Origin of the sequence: Pseudomonas sp. CVAP#3 (genome assembly GCF_018986375.1) — a bacterium.
Lineage (GTDB): Bacteria > Pseudomonadota > Gammaproteobacteria > Pseudomonadales > Pseudomonadaceae > Aquipseudomonas > Aquipseudomonas helvetica.
In genome coordinates, this window is the sequence record NZ_JAHMSC010000026.1 from 1 (window position 1) to 16265 (window position 16265).

Annotated in this window: 17 protein-coding genes and 1 pseudogene; all 18 read right to left on the bottom strand. The window is 49.9% G+C overall.

The annotated features are described in order from the left end of the window. Positions 1-31: 31 nt before the first annotated feature. Entirely contained in the window at positions 32-196 is a 165-nt protein-coding gene (locus tag KRR23_RS27195) for a hypothetical protein (RefSeq protein ID WP_216744943.1), read from the bottom strand. A 284-nt stretch (positions 197-480) separates the two neighbouring features. Beyond that, positions 481-1002, bottom strand: coding sequence for an SMI1/KNR4 family protein (locus KRR23_RS27200; RefSeq protein WP_216744944.1), 522 nt, complete (start codon positions 1000-1002; stop codon positions 481-483). Positions 1003-1076: 74 nt separating this feature from the next. Further along, positions 1077-1523, bottom strand: a complete 447-nt coding sequence (locus KRR23_RS27205) for an SMI1/KNR4 family protein (protein WP_216744945.1) — start codon at positions 1521-1523, stop codon at positions 1077-1079. A gap of 152 nt (positions 1524-1675) precedes the next feature. Continuing rightward, positions 1676-2014: a hypothetical protein gene (locus KRR23_RS27210; RefSeq protein ID WP_216744946.1), complete on the bottom strand. Its 339-nt coding sequence runs from the start codon at positions 2012-2014 to the stop codon at positions 1676-1678. A gap of 152 nt (positions 2015-2166) precedes the next feature. Then, positions 2167-2442 (bottom strand): hypothetical protein, encoded by a 276-nt coding sequence (locus KRR23_RS27215; protein WP_216744947.1) that lies wholly within the window; start codon positions 2440-2442, stop codon positions 2167-2169. 110 nt (positions 2443-2552) lie between these two features. After that, on the bottom strand, positions 2553-3527 hold the full coding sequence (locus tag KRR23_RS27220; RefSeq protein ID WP_253912278.1) for a tetratricopeptide repeat protein: 975 nt from the start codon (positions 3525-3527) through the stop codon (positions 2553-2555). A gap of 138 nt (positions 3528-3665) precedes the next feature. Then, the gene (locus KRR23_RS27225; protein ID WP_216744948.1) at positions 3666-3923 is read right to left on the bottom strand and encodes a hypothetical protein; all 258 of its coding nucleotides are present in this window, start codon (positions 3921-3923) and stop codon (positions 3666-3668) included. 143 nt (positions 3924-4066) lie between these two features. Next, positions 4067-4501 carry an SMI1/KNR4 family protein gene (locus KRR23_RS27230; RefSeq protein ID WP_216744949.1) on the bottom strand — a complete coding sequence of 145 codons (435 nt, stop codon included), beginning with the start codon at positions 4499-4501 and terminating at the stop codon, positions 4067-4069. Between the two features lie 65 nt (positions 4502-4566). Beyond that, a complete protein-coding gene (locus KRR23_RS27235; protein ID WP_253912279.1) occupies positions 4567-4893 on the bottom strand; it encodes a hypothetical protein in 327 nt (108 codons plus the stop codon). A 592-nt stretch (positions 4894-5485) separates the two neighbouring features. Further along, complete coding sequence (locus tag KRR23_RS27240; protein ID WP_216744950.1) at positions 5486-5845, bottom strand: hypothetical protein; 360 nt, start codon at positions 5843-5845, stop codon at positions 5486-5488. A gap of 103 nt (positions 5846-5948) precedes the next feature. Continuing rightward, positions 5949-6394: pseudogene (locus tag KRR23_RS27245) on the bottom strand (DUF4123 domain-containing protein); the annotation flags it as partial. A gap of 80 nt (positions 6395-6474) precedes the next feature. After that, the gene (locus KRR23_RS29220; protein WP_253912280.1) at positions 6475-7284 is read right to left on the bottom strand and encodes a hypothetical protein; all 810 of its coding nucleotides are present in this window, start codon (positions 7282-7284) and stop codon (positions 6475-6477) included. Between the two features lie 28 nt (positions 7285-7312). Continuing rightward, positions 7313-7579, bottom strand: coding sequence for a hypothetical protein (locus KRR23_RS27255; RefSeq protein WP_216744951.1), 267 nt, complete (start codon positions 7577-7579; stop codon positions 7313-7315). Positions 7580-7836: 257 nt separating this feature from the next. Then, the gene (locus KRR23_RS27260) at positions 7837-8580 is read right to left on the bottom strand and encodes a permease (RefSeq protein ID WP_216744952.1); all 744 of its coding nucleotides are present in this window, start codon (positions 8578-8580) and stop codon (positions 7837-7839) included. Positions 8581-9003: 423 nt separating this feature from the next. Continuing rightward, a complete protein-coding gene (locus KRR23_RS27265) occupies positions 9004-9759 on the bottom strand; it encodes a hypothetical protein (RefSeq protein WP_216744953.1) in 756 nt (251 codons plus the stop codon). A gap of 20 nt (positions 9760-9779) precedes the next feature. After that, a complete protein-coding gene (locus tag KRR23_RS27270; RefSeq protein WP_216744954.1) occupies positions 9780-13244 on the bottom strand; it encodes a T6SS effector BTH_I2691 family protein in 3465 nt (1154 codons plus the stop codon). Continuing rightward, complete coding sequence (locus tag KRR23_RS27275) at positions 13244-14122, bottom strand: DUF4123 domain-containing protein (RefSeq protein ID WP_216744955.1); 879 nt, start codon at positions 14120-14122, stop codon at positions 13244-13246. The genes KRR23_RS27270 and KRR23_RS27275 overlap by 1 nt, the downstream gene beginning before the upstream one ends. Then, a complete protein-coding gene (gene tssI, locus KRR23_RS27280; protein ID WP_216744956.1) occupies positions 14119-16173 on the bottom strand; it encodes a type VI secretion system tip protein TssI/VgrG in 2055 nt (684 codons plus the stop codon). The genes KRR23_RS27275 and tssI overlap by 4 nt, the downstream gene beginning before the upstream one ends. Positions 16174-16265: the final 92 nt, after the last annotated feature.

The window sequence follows — 16265 nt, forward strand, 5'->3', positions numbered from 1 at the left end:
CGGAAAGGAATCGGGAGCACAGCATCGGGGATCAGATGGTGACTTTGAATGTGGGGTTTATGGAGCGCTTACGCAGGGTTTCAGTGTCGATGTTGGGGGTAACGGTGAAGATGGGGTTGGGACGTTGGGTCGGGTTTTGGGTGTCGAGGGGATCGGTGGCGGTGAGGCTGAGTGGTTTGAGGGTGATCTTTTTCATGGTGAAGCTCCGTGAGCTATGGAGCCGCATAGCGGCATTTGCATGCCTTGATACTGTTCAGTCTGTCAAAACTGGCCGCTGAGTTTGCGGCGACTCGTGAAGACTATCCGTGTGATCGATTTGGAACAAGTTCACCTAAGTCGCTACAGCATGCGGGAAATGTCCTAAGACTTGGCCTAGGACGGCTTTTTTGGGGAGGAGCAGGAAAAGGGCGCGGATTGACTTTCACTAAGTGCCTAGAAAATAAACTCATCCCCCTTCAGAATATTTTATCTTTGCTTTTTCTAGAAATCAAAGTGGGCACTGATTACTCCATCATCTTCGTCAAAATCGATTTTTGCGTTCTCATCATCGGGCACTAGGTTTTCTATGAATTCGATAAAAGATGGGGCTATGTAGAATAATGAGCAGTCGTCGCTCGTCGCTTCGTGATACCAATAATAGATTTTTTCTGTTCTTTTGCTAATGCAAAACTGATCGCCACCACCTGATTCGCCAAAAATATAAAAGTCATTGTCTATCTGGTTGCCGTAGGTTTTGTTTTTTAGGAATATATTGTTTGAATCAGGGTTTAGGCCGTAGATTATGTCTAAATCGATATATCTTTCCTTGTCTCGGACTGGGATTTTACTTTGCGTTTTGAATTTTGCACCACGTGTGAAAATAATCGCACCTTTGAAATGGCTCAGTAATTCGGCCAATTCTGTTGGAATGGCGATATTTTCTTTGTGGAGGGTGCTCAGATCTTTTTCTTCGAAAAACCTTGTTTCAGCGCCAAGGTGTTCGATTATTTTTTCGTGCGGCATATTTGTTTTCTCATAGAGAGAGGGCTTATTTTTGCTAGTGCTTAGAAAATAATGTTGTCCCCCATTTTTCGCCTTTATGACCTGAGCTCGACGTACTCTTCAAAGAAAGAATAGAAATTTACTGCTATGACTTTAGATATCTTATTTTTGAGAAGGTCGTAGCTCAGCACTTTTCCATTTCCAGTAGTGCTGCAGTCAATGGCCCAACAAACTTCATCATTCTTGAGGTAAATTACTGCTAAGTTGTTTGGTAGCTCATAGTTTGCTTGGCAATACGTTGTGCTGTAGTTAACCGTTGCTCCGGACTCTAGACTAGCGTCATTGTTCTCAATGCCGCAGATCTCAGATTCAACTACACCTCCTCCACCGCAGGTTTCCAAAAAATCAATAAAGTCTTGAGGAAGCTTTAGCTCTAGAATTTTTTCAAGCTTGGCTATTTGGTCTTTGCTGCAAGCGCCGAACCAGAATGTTTCCTCGCTAGATGTATCTAGTTTGTTTGTCAGGTCTTGATAGCTCTGCATGATTCACCTGGTTTAAAGTCGTCGATTTGTTTTTTTCAATAAGTTGTTCTAAACTTTTTATGCTGGAGGAAAGAGGGCGGCGTATTTACTTTCATTGAGTCCGCAGAAAATAAATCCGTCCATTTTTACTTGAGATAATGCGCCGCAGGTTTTCATAGGATACGAAGGTCAGTCATTTGAAGCTTTGTTTTGGCTTCTTCATATATCAACTCAAGGGAAAGGGTCAAGTCGCTCATTCCTTCTTCCTCTGTCCACAGTGGAACGTCGAGCGCTAAGCCAGAGCCATCCTTGTACTCATAAGTATCTATCTTCTCTACGAAAGAGGCTGGAGGTAATACCAATGTATTAGCGTGCTCAGAGATTCTTGCCTCGATATCCGGTTTGTTGAGTCTGCCATACCAGTTTTTGGCAGAGATTTTATCGAAGTCGCCATTAACTAGTGCCTCAATCAGATCAATTATTTCCAATTCGAGACTCTTCTCAATCTTCATTTTCGTCTGCTCCCTGGTATGCGAGTCGGAGTCTCCGACTGAACATCAATAGCCTTGAAGTGCTCATCAGCACTTCTGATCAAGGTTTTTGCATCATCTTTCTTTATTCCGGCTTTGCGCAAGGCTCTGTAACCAATCTGAATTGGGACGGTCTATACAATGGCTGACAACCATATTCCACATTGAAAAATTTTGTCATCGTCAGTCATTGCATGAGAAATTTTTTTATCAAGCTCTTCGAGTTTGTTTGGCGCTCTTTCGCAATAAATGATTAACCAATTATCTCTTCCTTCGTGTTCAATGATGTAGTTGTTATTATTTTTTCTGACAGTGATTGACCAAGAAGAAAAGACATTTTGGTGGTCGATAAATGACGCTACGGTAAAGCCATAGCGTTTGACTGTCTCATATAGTTTGTCTCGTATCATTGGTGCGAAACTCTAGACTTTAGGGGGAGACCAGTATTGGCCATTAAGGGACAGTCCACGTTTGTGGTTAAGGACCACGCTTAAAGTAACGTCGTCTGTCCCTTTCTGATTCAAAGCTTCTGAAGCTCCTCTTTAGCTTGTGGAGCTCCTCGATCAATGGCCTTGATTATCCAGTATTTCGCCTTGGCTTTGCTCTTTGGAAGACCGCCTCGTCCTGCCGCGTACATTTTGCCCAGTGCAAGCTGCGCTTTACCGAATTGAGCTTCGGCGGCTTGTTGATAGAGCTGGGCGGCCTTGCGTTCGTTGCGAGTGGTGCCAACCCCCTGCTCCAGCATCCGTCCCATTCGGTATTGGGAGACATCATTGCCTTGCGCTGCTGACTTGCTGTACCAGGCAAAAGCCTCCTTGTCGTCACGGCTGACGCCTCGTCCCTCGGCAATCATATCGGCGAGGTTGAGCTGCCCATAGGAGTCGCCAGCTTCCGCAGCCTTTCGATACCACTGAGCGGCTACAGCACTATCTTCGGGTACTTCTTTACCTTCTTCGTAGATACCACCTAACAGCATGTATGCCGACACATTTCCCTGTGCCGCTGACTGGTTGTAATACTGCAACGCCTTGTTCATGTCCTTGAGATTATGTATCGATAGACCGCCCCGATGGTAGACCTGGGCCAAGCTGAACTGGGCCGCAGCGTTCCCTTGTTCAATGGCTTTCAGGCACCAGTAAACCCCCTCATCCTCGCCCTCGACCGTCCAATTGCCTACCAGTTCTTTCCCTAGCTCGGCTTGCGCTTCTGCATTGCCCTGCTCAGCGGCTTTGCGGAACCAATCTTCGGGCATGCCCGGAGACCAGCTTTCGACCACGCCGCAAAGGTTCTGGTTGATGGCGCGACCGAACTCCAGTTGAGCCTCGACCACTCCGTTGACGGCTTGTTCATGCAACAGTTCGGAGTTAGGCGTGCACGCCCCTGTTTTCATCGCCGCATACATCTCGCGGGGCTCTAGAGCCCAGGCGTTGCAGGTGACAAAAAAAGCAGCAGCTATCGCACTGACGGATTTGAACAGTGGTGTATTGAGAATCAAACGATGACTTCCTTGTGTTTTTATTTAGTTGTTTGCTGTGCGGAAAATAGAAAAATAAACTAATTTTTTAGTGTAGCATCTGGAGACTAAATTAGTCTATTTAACTTATTTTTATCTTAAGGTGTGTTTGTGCGGGCGCTACTCTTCAAATGAATATTTTGCAAGGCTCAACCACTCTTTCTCTTTTATGAACTCAAGGTCTGGATTCGCTGTCTCAAATTCTACTAGTAGTGTAAGGAAGCCATTTTTGTTGTTGTCGGCATCGCCTGGGTTAAGCCAGCCCATCTCACACTCCTCGCAGTGTAGGTAAAGTCTGTCGTTTGTGATGTCGTTGGTGATTATTAATCGCCCTTGGTTGCAAACTGGGCAGCTGTTGTACCAATAATATTCTTCCATGTTTTAGTTCGCTGAATAAAAGAGAAAGGGGGGCGGATTTATTTTCATTGAGCGCCTATAAAATAAATCCGTCTCCTTTCTTGCTTTTTTAGATAATAACTTCTCTTAAAACAACGTAGTCTGCCCCTTTGTTATTGCTTGTTTTATTCGGCAGGTGAAAGATACCACCTGATAAACTCAAAGAAGCTATTCCATTTGGGAGGAATCAGGCCGGATACGAAGTCTTCCCGTTGAGCTAAGTCGAAGTCCCAAACACCACCACTCCTCTTGTCAAGCAAGTAACCTCCCTCACCTTGCAAGGAGGTAAAGCTTATATAGCTTTCTGGTAGCTCCCATACGTTGTGAATGAATTCGGTTCCCATCAGGATCTGCTCTGTGGGCTCGGATACGTCACAGATGTATTCGTCAGACACAGAGCTCTGGAAATTATCAGGTAGGTAATTTATATAAAATCTACCGAACTCACTGTCTCGAGAGACTCCAAGTGTTTCAAGGGCGCTTATAGCCAAGTCCTTGTTTGTTCTATGTGTGTTGCCTGGTTGTTTTTCTATCAGACTAACTAAGTGTTTGGGTATCATTTTTTACCTCGGTTGTACTCCGCTCCAATATTGAGGAACCTTGTCCCCTTTCTTTGTCTTTCGAGCTAAGTCTTCAATTTAATAAAGCTGTCATTCTCGATGTAAAAAATAAACGCTTTGTAGGTCAAATCTAAATCATATGAGATGTTTTGCTCTTGTAGGTTTTTTATAATAGATGTTAGGTCGTCGCAAAGTAATACGTGTCTGTAATTTATTTTCGATATTTCTATCGGATTGTCATCAGTATCATAATCTTCGAAGTTGTCTGGATTTTCGATAATTGCTTCGCAATCCAGAGCCCATTCTTCTTTATTTTTTGGTAAATAAAGTGCGTCTTCCCAGTCTAGGTTCTCAGCATCAGAAAGTACATCAGCAAATTTTATCTTTTTCATTTGGTTCGCCATTTGCTTTCGGCAGCTCCTCCAAGGATTCATCCCGAAAAGGGGATTTATTTTCATTGAACACCTAGAAAATAAATACATCTCCTTTTTCTTATTTTACCAGCCCCAATCAATGAACAGAAAGTGTACATTGGGTGACCGGTCGATCGCATTCGACCTTTCTTTTGGTTTTTTATGGCTGCTTGGGGACGCTCCGCTCATACCTGGTTAAGCATTCTAGAAGTATTTTCATAAAATGTCGGTGATCTTCAACGTCATCATCAAAGTAGGTGCTTAACTTGTCGAAAACTGAGTTGAAATTTTCGTCTTTTTCCAAGCAAATATTTAAAGTGTGTATGGAACGGTCGCGGGCGCTCTTAGAGTAGGCGACGAACTCTGGTCGTAATACCTGATCAAATAACGCTGATAGTTCTCTACTGTCGTTCACATTTTTTGACGCTATTATTTCCTCGCGTTCTTCGTCAACTGTGTAGTCTATGTCGAAAATGAAAAGCAAGTTGCGCAGGCTGGATAGGTCGGGGATGGGTTTCACTTTTAGTAATCACAAACAAAAAGGGGGGGCGGATTTATTTTTACCGTGTGCCTAGGAAATAAATCCGTCACCTTTCTTCTCTGCCAAAAATAAACTCTGCAAGTCACCAGTTAGTGTTTTGTGATCCTCGCCGTAAGTAAGTGAGAATTCATCATGTGCACCATCAATTGTACTAACTCCATCGATAATTCCAAGGATATTCGATGTCGTGTCAACCATGGCCTGCCTAACAATTTCAAAAAAAGCGTCTTGCTGTTCGATGGGCAACGATTTGAATAGGGATAATGCTCGCTTCCAGTACTCGTCGGTTGCAGTCTCAATGGGTGTGTTGAAAAATATATCTTTGTAAATAGAAATGTTTTCGTCTATGACAGTTGTTTTGAGTCCGGCAACAAAGTCTTTTGGATACATTTGGTAGTTGCTCCCTTGGAGAGTTTAAGGATAAGAGATTTTGCTCATTTTTTCGACAGTATTTGGCAATACGGCGGCCGAAGGCGTCATATTCGTAAGTGGCGTAAATGTCTGGGCGTTCCTCGCTCAGCCATTGCATCAGGTTGTCGATCAGAGTCGACGGGTCTTCGGTCGCGAGGCGATCCAGCAACGTCTGCGGCACCTCCCACCACGGCCACGCCTTGGCCGGCGGCACGCTTCGTACACCGACTTCCAGGTTTTGGCCATTGATCAGGTAGCGATCAAACACCGGCAGAATTTCACCGGCCCCAGCGCCGAGGCCTTCGAGGATCGATAGATATGCCGCCCATCCCAAAACCGGAAAATCACTCCAGTCCCGTCCGGCATGCGCACCTGAGTCAGGCTGCGCAGGTGTTCGAACACCACGTCCGGCATACTGCTGAAAACCGCCAGCCAGCCCCAATCTTCGGCATCGGTTTCGGCAATCTATTCAAGGAACGCCGAGCGGGGTTTCAGCTCGGCGAGGTACGGCATCACCGGCTGCCAGTCGGTAGCAGTGGGTTTTTGGATAACCAAACCTGTGGAATGATGTTTTCAGATGTCACGACAGCCGTCCCTGATGAGGGAATCTAAAAACTCATGTCCGCTTCAATGTTCTCTTCATAAGTAGAGAGCAATTTCATAATGCTTTCGTTGCCAGAATATTTCTCTTTCAACTGCTTCAGTTTTTGGTCTGTGCCCTTGCAGTATTTATTGATATCGCTGATGACACGGTTGAGGTTGCCCGGGTCGGTGGGGGCCGGCTCAGGGATATCGCCGCGTAGAGAGTCACAGTTATCTCTACTTTCGATGTAGCTGGATACGTCGGTCGGTGCGGAACGGTGCTTTTCCGTTTCGCAAGAATTAGAACTTGGCTCTATATCGTATCCAAGGTTTAAGTATAAGTGACCGTTCAACATTCCATTTTTTCTTGAGAAGAGATGGATACCTTCTTGGCTTAAACAGGTGCTGATTATTGTACGTTGACCCTTAACCTCAACCGCTGTGGCGCCATTTCCATTTGCGTTTTTGCCAACTACAGCTATGCCGATAAAAGGTTCTTTATATTGAATGTCGAGCCCGTAGACGTGCATGTCGGACTCGTTGAGCAGGTCGGTTACATCGCCCGGTTGCCATTTTTCTCCATTTGACTTTGTTAACTTGCAGCAAGCAGCGGTTCCGTTAGCTTCAGGGGCCTGGACTGAAATGGCTTCGCCGATTGCAACTTCCTGAGTGGTATATAAATAAGTCTTCCCGTCCGGATCATTTTTAATGAATCCAAACCCGATATTTTGGGCAGGCGCTGACGTTGAAAAAATGGTTAAAAGGATGAATAGAACATGTTTAATGTCCATCTGGTGACCAACGTGGTGGGTCGGAAACAAGGTTTTTAACTCCATATGTAGCACCTACGGGGTTTAAGTCGCTTCAGTTATTAATCAAAATAGAGGCGCCAGAAGCATCTATGATTGTTTTTCCAGACATGTTGGAGGTTGTCTTGTCTATAGCTTTACGCTCTGTGTGCCGATTTGCAAGAGCCGGTGGATAAACAATTCCGTAGCCCGACGCCATACTGGTGGCGGCGCTAATTGATTGTGCTGATGTACTATGAACCCAGTCAATGGTTACGCCGTCCATTGTAGCCACGTCTTCTGGTGCAATAATTCCTTTCGATATTGCTAACGAATAGTGCATCAAATAAGCACGCTCCTTGGGGCGATAAGTTGCAGAAACTGCAACGCTACCTCCTGCGTTTTTTATAGCCGTAATGAAACTATCCACATTGGCTTGAAATACAGGCGTCAGATCGTCAATACTTTCAATGGGCTATCTGTACCTGAAGGTAATTCAGTTGAAACTGTTGCACGATAACCACGAAGTGAAGAGGGAGCCCCGTTAGTATTGTTCGGTGGGAGTGCAAATGGGTGATCAAGTCCATGGGGATTTAGTAGTTACCATTCCCAACTTTTTTCGGTGTGTGTAACGGTGGTCGGGATTACGGTTTTTAGTGTTTGTAAGTATTGATCGAGGAGCTGTTTATTCGGAAAGCGCGCTTCGAATCCGATAGTTTGATTTGTTCGATGGGCAATAATTATGAGCCGCTTGCGATCTATCGTTACGAAGTTATATTCATTCCATGGAGAGCTTTGCAGGTGCTTTACCTCATTCTTCCAACCAAAAAGCATTCTTGCAGCTCCCAGCGCCATCGCCGCCGGACCTATCAAAAGTAAAAATGAGCCTGTATAGAGTGCTGCTATAAAAAATGAAACCACTGTGAAAATAGCAAGATATTTGAACATGGGTGCGGCAAAGTTTGGGTAGTGGCGAAAGTATTCTATTTTCCCCATTTGTCTTGTGATGCAATAGTTGAAGATGGTTTTTTGCCTTAATATCAATATAAAATATATCGTCATGCTGTATGACAATATATATGCGCTAATCAATCCGGGAGTGTATTTCGGTAAGTTGCTCCATGCAATAAAAGTCGCGAGGAGATTCATCAGTGTTGCGCCTGCAATCAGCCATAATTGTGCTTTTATGATTTCTTTAGGAGGTGACTTAATAGTTTTCGTTGTCCAACTCATAAGTGCCTCCCCAGCTAGGCTGGGGCATATGCTGCTTTCTTCTTTCGAACTATCTGGGTTTTTATCAGTATGACTTTTGTTCAAAGATTTGTTTCCGCTTGCTTGTGTCATAGCAGTTTCTTATTCCGCAACGGCTAAAACCATCGCTCCGGCGCGACTAGAGAATTTCACTTGAAGCTGTGTAGTGTTTAAGCCATCGGCTGCTGTTTTTCCCGTTGCTTAAAATTCTAATTGATAGAGATAGCCTTGGTCCTCTGCACTGGTTGCTAACACCTGTGTAGGGTACCAAATTTGCAGTTCGATGAAGTAAAGTGGAAAGGGGGCGAAAATGCAAGTTCTAGCCTTTTAAGCAGGGATTTCATGCAGCCAGCACGCCGCTCCTATTCCAGGCTCTTCAAGGCCCGGTTCCTCGTGTTCGGCAGTAACGCGGCCATAAGGGTTGTAGCTGAAGGCGCGGGCGCCGCCGGGCGGGGTTATTTGCGCGAGGCGGTTGGCGGTAACAAAAGTAGTTGTATGCACCACACATACCAAACGTTAGTCAGTGCTAAGCGGCACATTAACTTTGGCTTTGATAAACGGTACGCCAGGAGATAAATAAGGTTTGATGAGCCCTGCTACGATTTCTTTTTGTTTTCGCTTGCAAAAAACATTAAGACTCCATTTGGTTATATAGTCTTTTCCCTCTAGGGTGATGCTGTATTTTAAATCGACTACTTCTCTATTGGTAGCAATGGCGAGCTGTGTGAGTTCTGCCCACTTGAATGCATAGTGATGGTATTCAGTTTGCATTTCTTGGTAGCTCTTTGAGTTCGCCATCGAGAGATACATCAAGCCCATCCCTCCCGGGCCTATCAGCGCGCCGATCAGGAATGTCGGATCAATGGTCGCCAGGAAGATAAAAATAATCGCCGTTATGCCGGCAAACCATTTTAAAAACGTCAATGCCCATTTGGGGAAATTTTTCCACTTGCAATACTCCACTCCGGATTGAGTAAAGCGATAAGCAAAGTTCATTCGTTGGTGGGTCATGCCCGAAATCGTAAATGACATTAACAGATAAAAACCCACACTAGCCGATATGCGAGAAAGGTAACTCTCACCAGGAGTCGTAACAGAATATACGGCATACGCCCCCCCCATTATTACAATTGACATAAATGCAAACATGCTATTAGCCACAAGCGTATTGTAATTGCGCGCCCGAATCGTCCATCCCAACAGTTCTGGTTCGTCGGCATACTTCCATTGGAGTTGCGACGGCAGCTCAAGTGCTTTGTCAAAATTGAACATCGTAGGGCTCATTGATTCATTCAGTTAGGGACGGCCAGCTTCAACAGCTGTGTGCTTTTTTTGGTCAGTACGATGTCGTCCTTTAGCTCACCACTAAAGGCATTGTTGGCTCGGTCAGCTTCACTCGCGGCCCACTCAAGCGCCAATCGAAACATATAGCCGCGTCCGTCAGTGCGCTGAAGCACTCCGGCCGGATACTTGATCTCCAATTCAAGGACCGGACTGTTTGTCGAGGTGTCGATCCACACTTGCCAAAGACGGTGCTGTTCGGTGCTGGTGTAACTGAAGTCAGCCGGGCTGGTTTTACTGCCGGCGCCGTCGGGCAACTGTCCGAGCAGCTTCGGATCTACCCAGTTTCCGTTGAGGAACTGGTCGTAAAAGCTGCTTTTTGTGGTTTGCAGTTCATCTTTAGAAAAATAGTTCTTTTCGATCATCGCCGGTTGCAAGGTCACTTCTTTGCCCGCCAACCCGTTAGGCACTTGGACCTGCACCCAGAAGCCCAACCATTTTCTCGGGGTACTACCGCCGCCGTAATACAAGGCTCTGCCCACGACGCTCGGTCGTTGCAGGGTCTCCAGCAGGGCCTGCATCTGTTTTGGATGGCCCTCATCACCTAGCCATTCAGGTGTTGCCCCGCGTCCCCAACTGCAACGGTACAGCCACAGACGCAGTCCCTCGCGTTTGTAGCGGTTGGCGGCCATGGTGATCATCAAATAGGCAATCCCGAGGACCGCCACCATGATCGTCACCGGAGTGGACATCACCCAGGCAAAGCTAAACCAAGAGCCAAGGCCTGCGCCAACTAGTTGGCCCGTGGCAACAATAGACATCCCTGTGACTATACGAAACTTCCACTTAAGTGCGTTTTTCTCTTCCTCACTGGTGGCGCCATCAATGTCATTGGACAGCTGCCAAGCCTCAAGCCCGGTCGCCATGCCTCCCAATGCCGCCCACGTCACTGTGCGCCAAATCAAGCCTTTCGATACTGTCGCCATCTCGTTAGCAGCTGTTGCTTGGGCGCTCCCACCGGACGTGGTTTTAGCCTCGTGTAACCATTCTGAGTACCCAGCCTGAGCCACCTTCCGGGTTTCAGTACCCAGGTTAGCTGTCATCTCTCCCGCACGACTCCACGCCGGCCCGACCCACAGCGCCGCAATAGCATTGGCAGCGTAGGCGGCGTTAGCACCCACAGTGCGCCATTCATCGGCAGAAAACTTACCGTCGTTTTGCGCTTGTTTGGCACTGCTATAGACATTCCACAGGTTCAAACCGACCACCAAGGCGGGCAGGGCATTGCCCAGGTTCTGGCCCATCCAGGCTTTGGTGCGTGTCAGATACTCCTGGGTGCCTGCAACTTTCAGTTGCGCCATCACCTCGGATTGTCCCAGGTCGGCGAGCCAACTATTGATTTGCGGTATGCCGACACGCAGACGAGTGCTGCCAGACGCTTTGGCGATGATCTGATTGGGACGTTTCAAGAGCAGATTTTTCAATTGCTCTTCATGGGATTGCAGAGAGAGGCGCGCTGAGCGTTGATCGTAAGCCGCACCGGGACGGCGCAATACTCCTTTTTCGCCCCTTATTTTATTCTTCACGGTTACGACCTCCAGCAGCCAGGCCTGGTAGTCGCGCTGGTAGGTCGGGTTGAAGGTCAGTTGGGTGGCGCTGGAAATTTCGGTGGAAATCAACACCTGGGGCGCGGCGAGGGTCAGCGCCGCTTGTTGTTTCATCGCCGGTAACAGCAGAGTGCTCAGCCCATGCCAGGCGTCCCTGGCCTGGTTGTTGGCGACCTTGATCAGCGTGGTCATGGCTTGCTTGGCGGCACTGCTCATGGCCTTGTATAACTTACTGTTCTTGACGACCTCCAGGTCGAAGACCGCTTTGATTTCACCGGTGCGGGTGCCAATGTTCGTGGCATCGCCCGAGGAGGTCGGAGCCAACGCGGGTGAGCTGCCGTCGCCTTCACTGCCCTGGTCATCAAGCTTGCCGGTAGTGCTGAAGTTGTGCGTCACCTTCTTGATCAAAGTGGCGACTTCCGGGTTGAAGTTGAACAGCGCCAAGCTGAACAGTGTGCTCGGTTGCCTGGCCTGTTTGCACAACCACTTTTGCCCGTTCTCCCCATTGCCCAGTGCCGTGTAAATAGCGTGGGCGGTCTCCAGAAGCAGACTGGCTTGGTCTTCATTGCAGGTATCGTGGTAGACCGCCTCAGCGCTGGGGCTGAGTTGGTCGAGCCAGGTGATCAGATCACGCTCGCTGCGTTGACAATGGTCGTGGAGCCGTTGTGCCTCGGTGGTGGTCTGGCTCAGGTACTTCTGTACTTCGTCAAAGCGCACGTCCTCGCGCCAAAAGCGTTTGGCGTTCCATTCTTCAAGGGCTTTTTGCCATTTGTTTTGATCGGGCAGTTGCCCCCATTTAGCCTTGAATGGGGTTTGGGCGGCAGAAACTGTCGATGCGGCTCCCAAATCTACCTGCCAACTATCCTCGGCAGATACAAGATCCTTACCCCGTTCGACTTCATCATTGGTTTTCAGAAGTGTGTACAGGTCATCGGTATAGGCTTGCCGCTGAATCGGGTCTTTGATCGAGGGCGGAATGAAAGGATCGGCATCGAACCCACACAAATTCTGCACGGCAAACGCACTTTGCAGTTTGTGTTGATGCAGGGCTTCGAATTGACTTTGTTCCATGAGCCGACCGATCAGGTTCATGTTCAGGTCATCGACCATCGCCAGTGGATCATCCAGAGCGACGAAGAGGGCAGTATCCTGTGCTGGAACTTTGCCGCGTACCAGGGCTTCTTCAAAGGCCGGCTTGAACGGAGCGCCAGCGTCTGTTGCTTTGGTCGGCAAAAGGGTGCTGGTGAAGGTCGGGGCTTTTTTGCCCGAAACCAGAATATCCGCGACACTTTTACCAAGCTCTGTGATCGCGTCACCGTGGGCGACTTTCCCGCTGCCGCAAAACGCTGGCAGATCAATCTTACGCATCCATGGGATTTGTTCGGTGGCACTGTTGCGCATCAACTCGCACATGCGCCAGGTCCATTGCACAGGCGAGTAAGCGATACGCAATTGGCTACGTCGCGGATAGAGCAGGTACGGGTGCGTCTCCCCCGGGTTGTTGCGCACGTCCTTGTTAAGCTGGCTGTCGGTCCACTTGTGACGAATGAACTGTTCGGCTTTTATCTGGTACTCATGAAAGGTCTTGTCGATACTGTTCCACACATAGAGCCAACCGTCGCGCAATTGGCGCAGGGTATAACTGCGTGTTTTCAGCTCTGGCGGTTTGCTTGACCAGTTTTTTGGCAGTGGATGTGGCCCTTGGCGGCTGCCCTTTTTTATCGGGGACTCGTCCAAAGCATAACGCACCGGAAATATAGCTACTTCCCCCTGCATCAATGGACATTGGCCCTTCCCCATAGGGGTGTTGGTAAACTCTTGGTTACGTCTAGCCTGTTTCAGTTGGGCTTCTGTTGCGGGCTGAGTCATCACACTTCCTTGATCATTTCGACGTCCAGGCAATCATCATCCATCTGCTGGATACGCAACTCTGGTGAAAGCTTCAGCGCCTTGGGTGTACGGGCCAACCAGTGCTGATAGGGGGAGTTGGGGCGTAGCGTAAATCCTTCGCCCCATCGCAAAGTGTATTCGACCCAGATCGCGAGGCTACGTTCGCTCGACAGGCCCCAGGCATCGGCTTCATCCAACCGCTTATTGAACCACTGAGTCCGGGTACTGTTATCCAGTTGTGCCAGGAGCTGAGGATGGCGTCGCTCGAAACTCTGGTTTAGCCGTTCCATGAAGCGCCAACGGGCTGCCTGGTCCAGCGCACTCAGCTGTACTTCTCCCAATTGAGCGTAGGTATCCACCCACTCAGGGGGAGGTGCAGCACGAAAAATGCTTCGCCATTCGGATGACTCCGCAAGCTCCCAGGAGTGCTGGCTTTCAGGCACGTGCCAGGCTTCTATCGGGCCAAGAATTGCATCCAAGTGCGCACCTTGATAGCTACCTAACCAATAACGTGCCACCAATGGGTCGGCAAAACGCAGCAGAGCGTTGCTGCCAAGTACATCCGGCGGAGCAATGAAGCGCCGCAAATGGCCCGCTACGATATTCATCGGCGCGAGACTGTACAAAAGACTGGCGTCTGCCGGTTGAATGGCGTTTTGGAGCGTCTCGCTGATCAAGAGGGATGAGCCTCGAAGCGATACCAATATCGGGCCCAGGTCATGCAGCTCTTGCCATCGCGTTCCGATGTACAGCGGTTCAATCTCCAACGGTTCGCTACGCTGGTACAGATGGGTAATCGCGTCGGGCCGCAATACACCATCAATCAGCAAGAAATTGGCCTGGGAAACATTGTTCACTTAGCGTTCTCCTTCGCCGCTGGCTCCTTCGCCGCTTGCTCACAGATCTCACAGCGTGGGGTACCGCGCATCAGCGCCTGCCGTTGCGCCGGCACCAGCAACTGCCCGGCCTTGTCCGAATCCGCCTGCTTCAACGGCCCCGGCAATATCGGCGCAGCACCCGTGCCGCTGCCCGGACTGCCGCTGCTGTTCATGTTGATCGCCGGCCCGCTGAGGGTCACGCCGCCGGCGTCGATCTTGATGAAACTGCCGCCGCCCTTGAGGGTCAGTTCGCTGCCGGCTTCGAGCACCACTTTCAGGCCGCTGCTGAGGTGGATTTCCTGCTCGGCTTCGATGAACTGGCCGGTGCCGATTTTGATGTGCTGGTTCATGCCGACGGTCAGGTGGTCGTTGGCGCGGGTTTCGACTTTGCGGTCTTTGTGGACGGTGTGGTGTTCTTCGGCCTTGAACTCGCTATAGCTGTTGGCCTCGACGGTGTCGTGGCGTTCGTTGCCGACGCGGATCTTCTGGTCGTGTTCGATGTTTTCATCCCAGTCGCGCTGGGCGTGCAGGAAGATCTGTTCCTGGCCTTTCTTGTCTTCGATGCGCAGCTCGTTGTAGCCACCGCCACCGGGTGAGCTGAGGCTCTTGAAAGTACTGCGGGTTTTGTTCGCCGGCAGGTCGTAGGGGACGACGTTTTCCTTGTGGTACAGGCAGCCGCTGATCAGCGGCTGGTCGGGGTCGCCTTCGAGAAAGGTGACGAGCACTTCCATGCCGATCCGCGGGATGGCGATGCCGCCGTAGTGGGCGCCGGCCCAGGCGGACGAGACGCGCAGCCAGCAGCTGGTCTTGTCGTCGGCCGCACCGATGCGGTCCCAGTGAAATTGCACCTTCACCCGACCGTACTGGTCGCAGTGGATCTCTTCACCTTTAGGGCCGGTGACCACGGCGCTCTGGCTGCCGAGAATGCGCGGTTTCGGATGCACCAGCGGCGGGCGGTTGGGCACGTCCCACGGTGTGGCCCGAAAGCGGTTGCGGTAGCCCTGGTGGAAGTCGTCCTTGAGGTCGGTGGTGTTGCTGGTTACCGACTCTTCCAGCACTTGCGGCTGCTTGCCTTCGTGAAGGATTTCGGTGAGCAGCCAGAGGTCGTTCCACTTAGGCTTAGGGTGTTGGCTCAGGGCGAGGAAATGCCCGCTGACCAGCAGCGGCTGATCGCTTTTGCCTTCGGCCAGTTGGTAGTCGCTGCGATGCCGTTCAAGGCTTCGCTTGGCCAAGTGCTTGCCGCGTTCGCGGTCGATGAAACGGCCTGGGTAGTCGTAGTCTTCGAGGTCCGGTTTTGTGTCGCCACGGGACTCGCTTTCGAGGGTGATGCGTGGTTTTTCGAAGTCGTAGTCGCGGCGCGTGGTGCGGCTGGTGCGGGTTTCCAGGCGCAGGTCGAAGCGCTTGATCACCGGGTCGTTGGCGACCATGCCGGAGTCTTGCTGGTAGGCCACGGGCGCGAGTTTCGGGAACACCGTCTGGTCATCGCCGAACACCAGCTTGTGGGCGGTGGCGCTGTGCTGGAAGTGGTAGTGGATACCTTCCTCCTCGCACAGGCGCTGGATGAAATGCAGGTCCGATTCATCGTACTGAACGCAATACACGCGCTCGGGATAAATCGCCCCGACTTTGAATTCGTAGGCATTGCTTTGGATGCCGTGCTCTTCGAGGACCTGGCCGATGATTTTCGGCACGCTGAGGTTCTGGAAGATGCGTTGGTTGATGCTGTGCGCAAGGTAAGACAGCTGCGGGCGCAGGGTCACCGAGTAGCGGGTCAGCCGTTTACCGGTATCGCCTTGGGCCACGCGATAGATCTGCCCGTGAATGCCCGTGCCGTTTTGCGCGAGCTGCAAAAACGCCGGTTTGTGCAACAGGCTTTCGAGGTCCAGGGACGGGTTTTCGCTGACCAGTTCGACGTCGAACTGAAATGGCTGACTGATGGCTTCTCGACCGGTGAGGGCAAGTACCTGGAGACCGTTTGCCAGACCTTCTACGGTCAAGGCGAAGTGAGTCTGATTGGCCGGCGCGAACATCCGTTGTTCCTCATGCAGTGCAGCAGCATCCATCAAGCCCTGAGTGGGCGATCAACGAACGCAAGAATTCTTGGGTGGCGCAAACAACATCG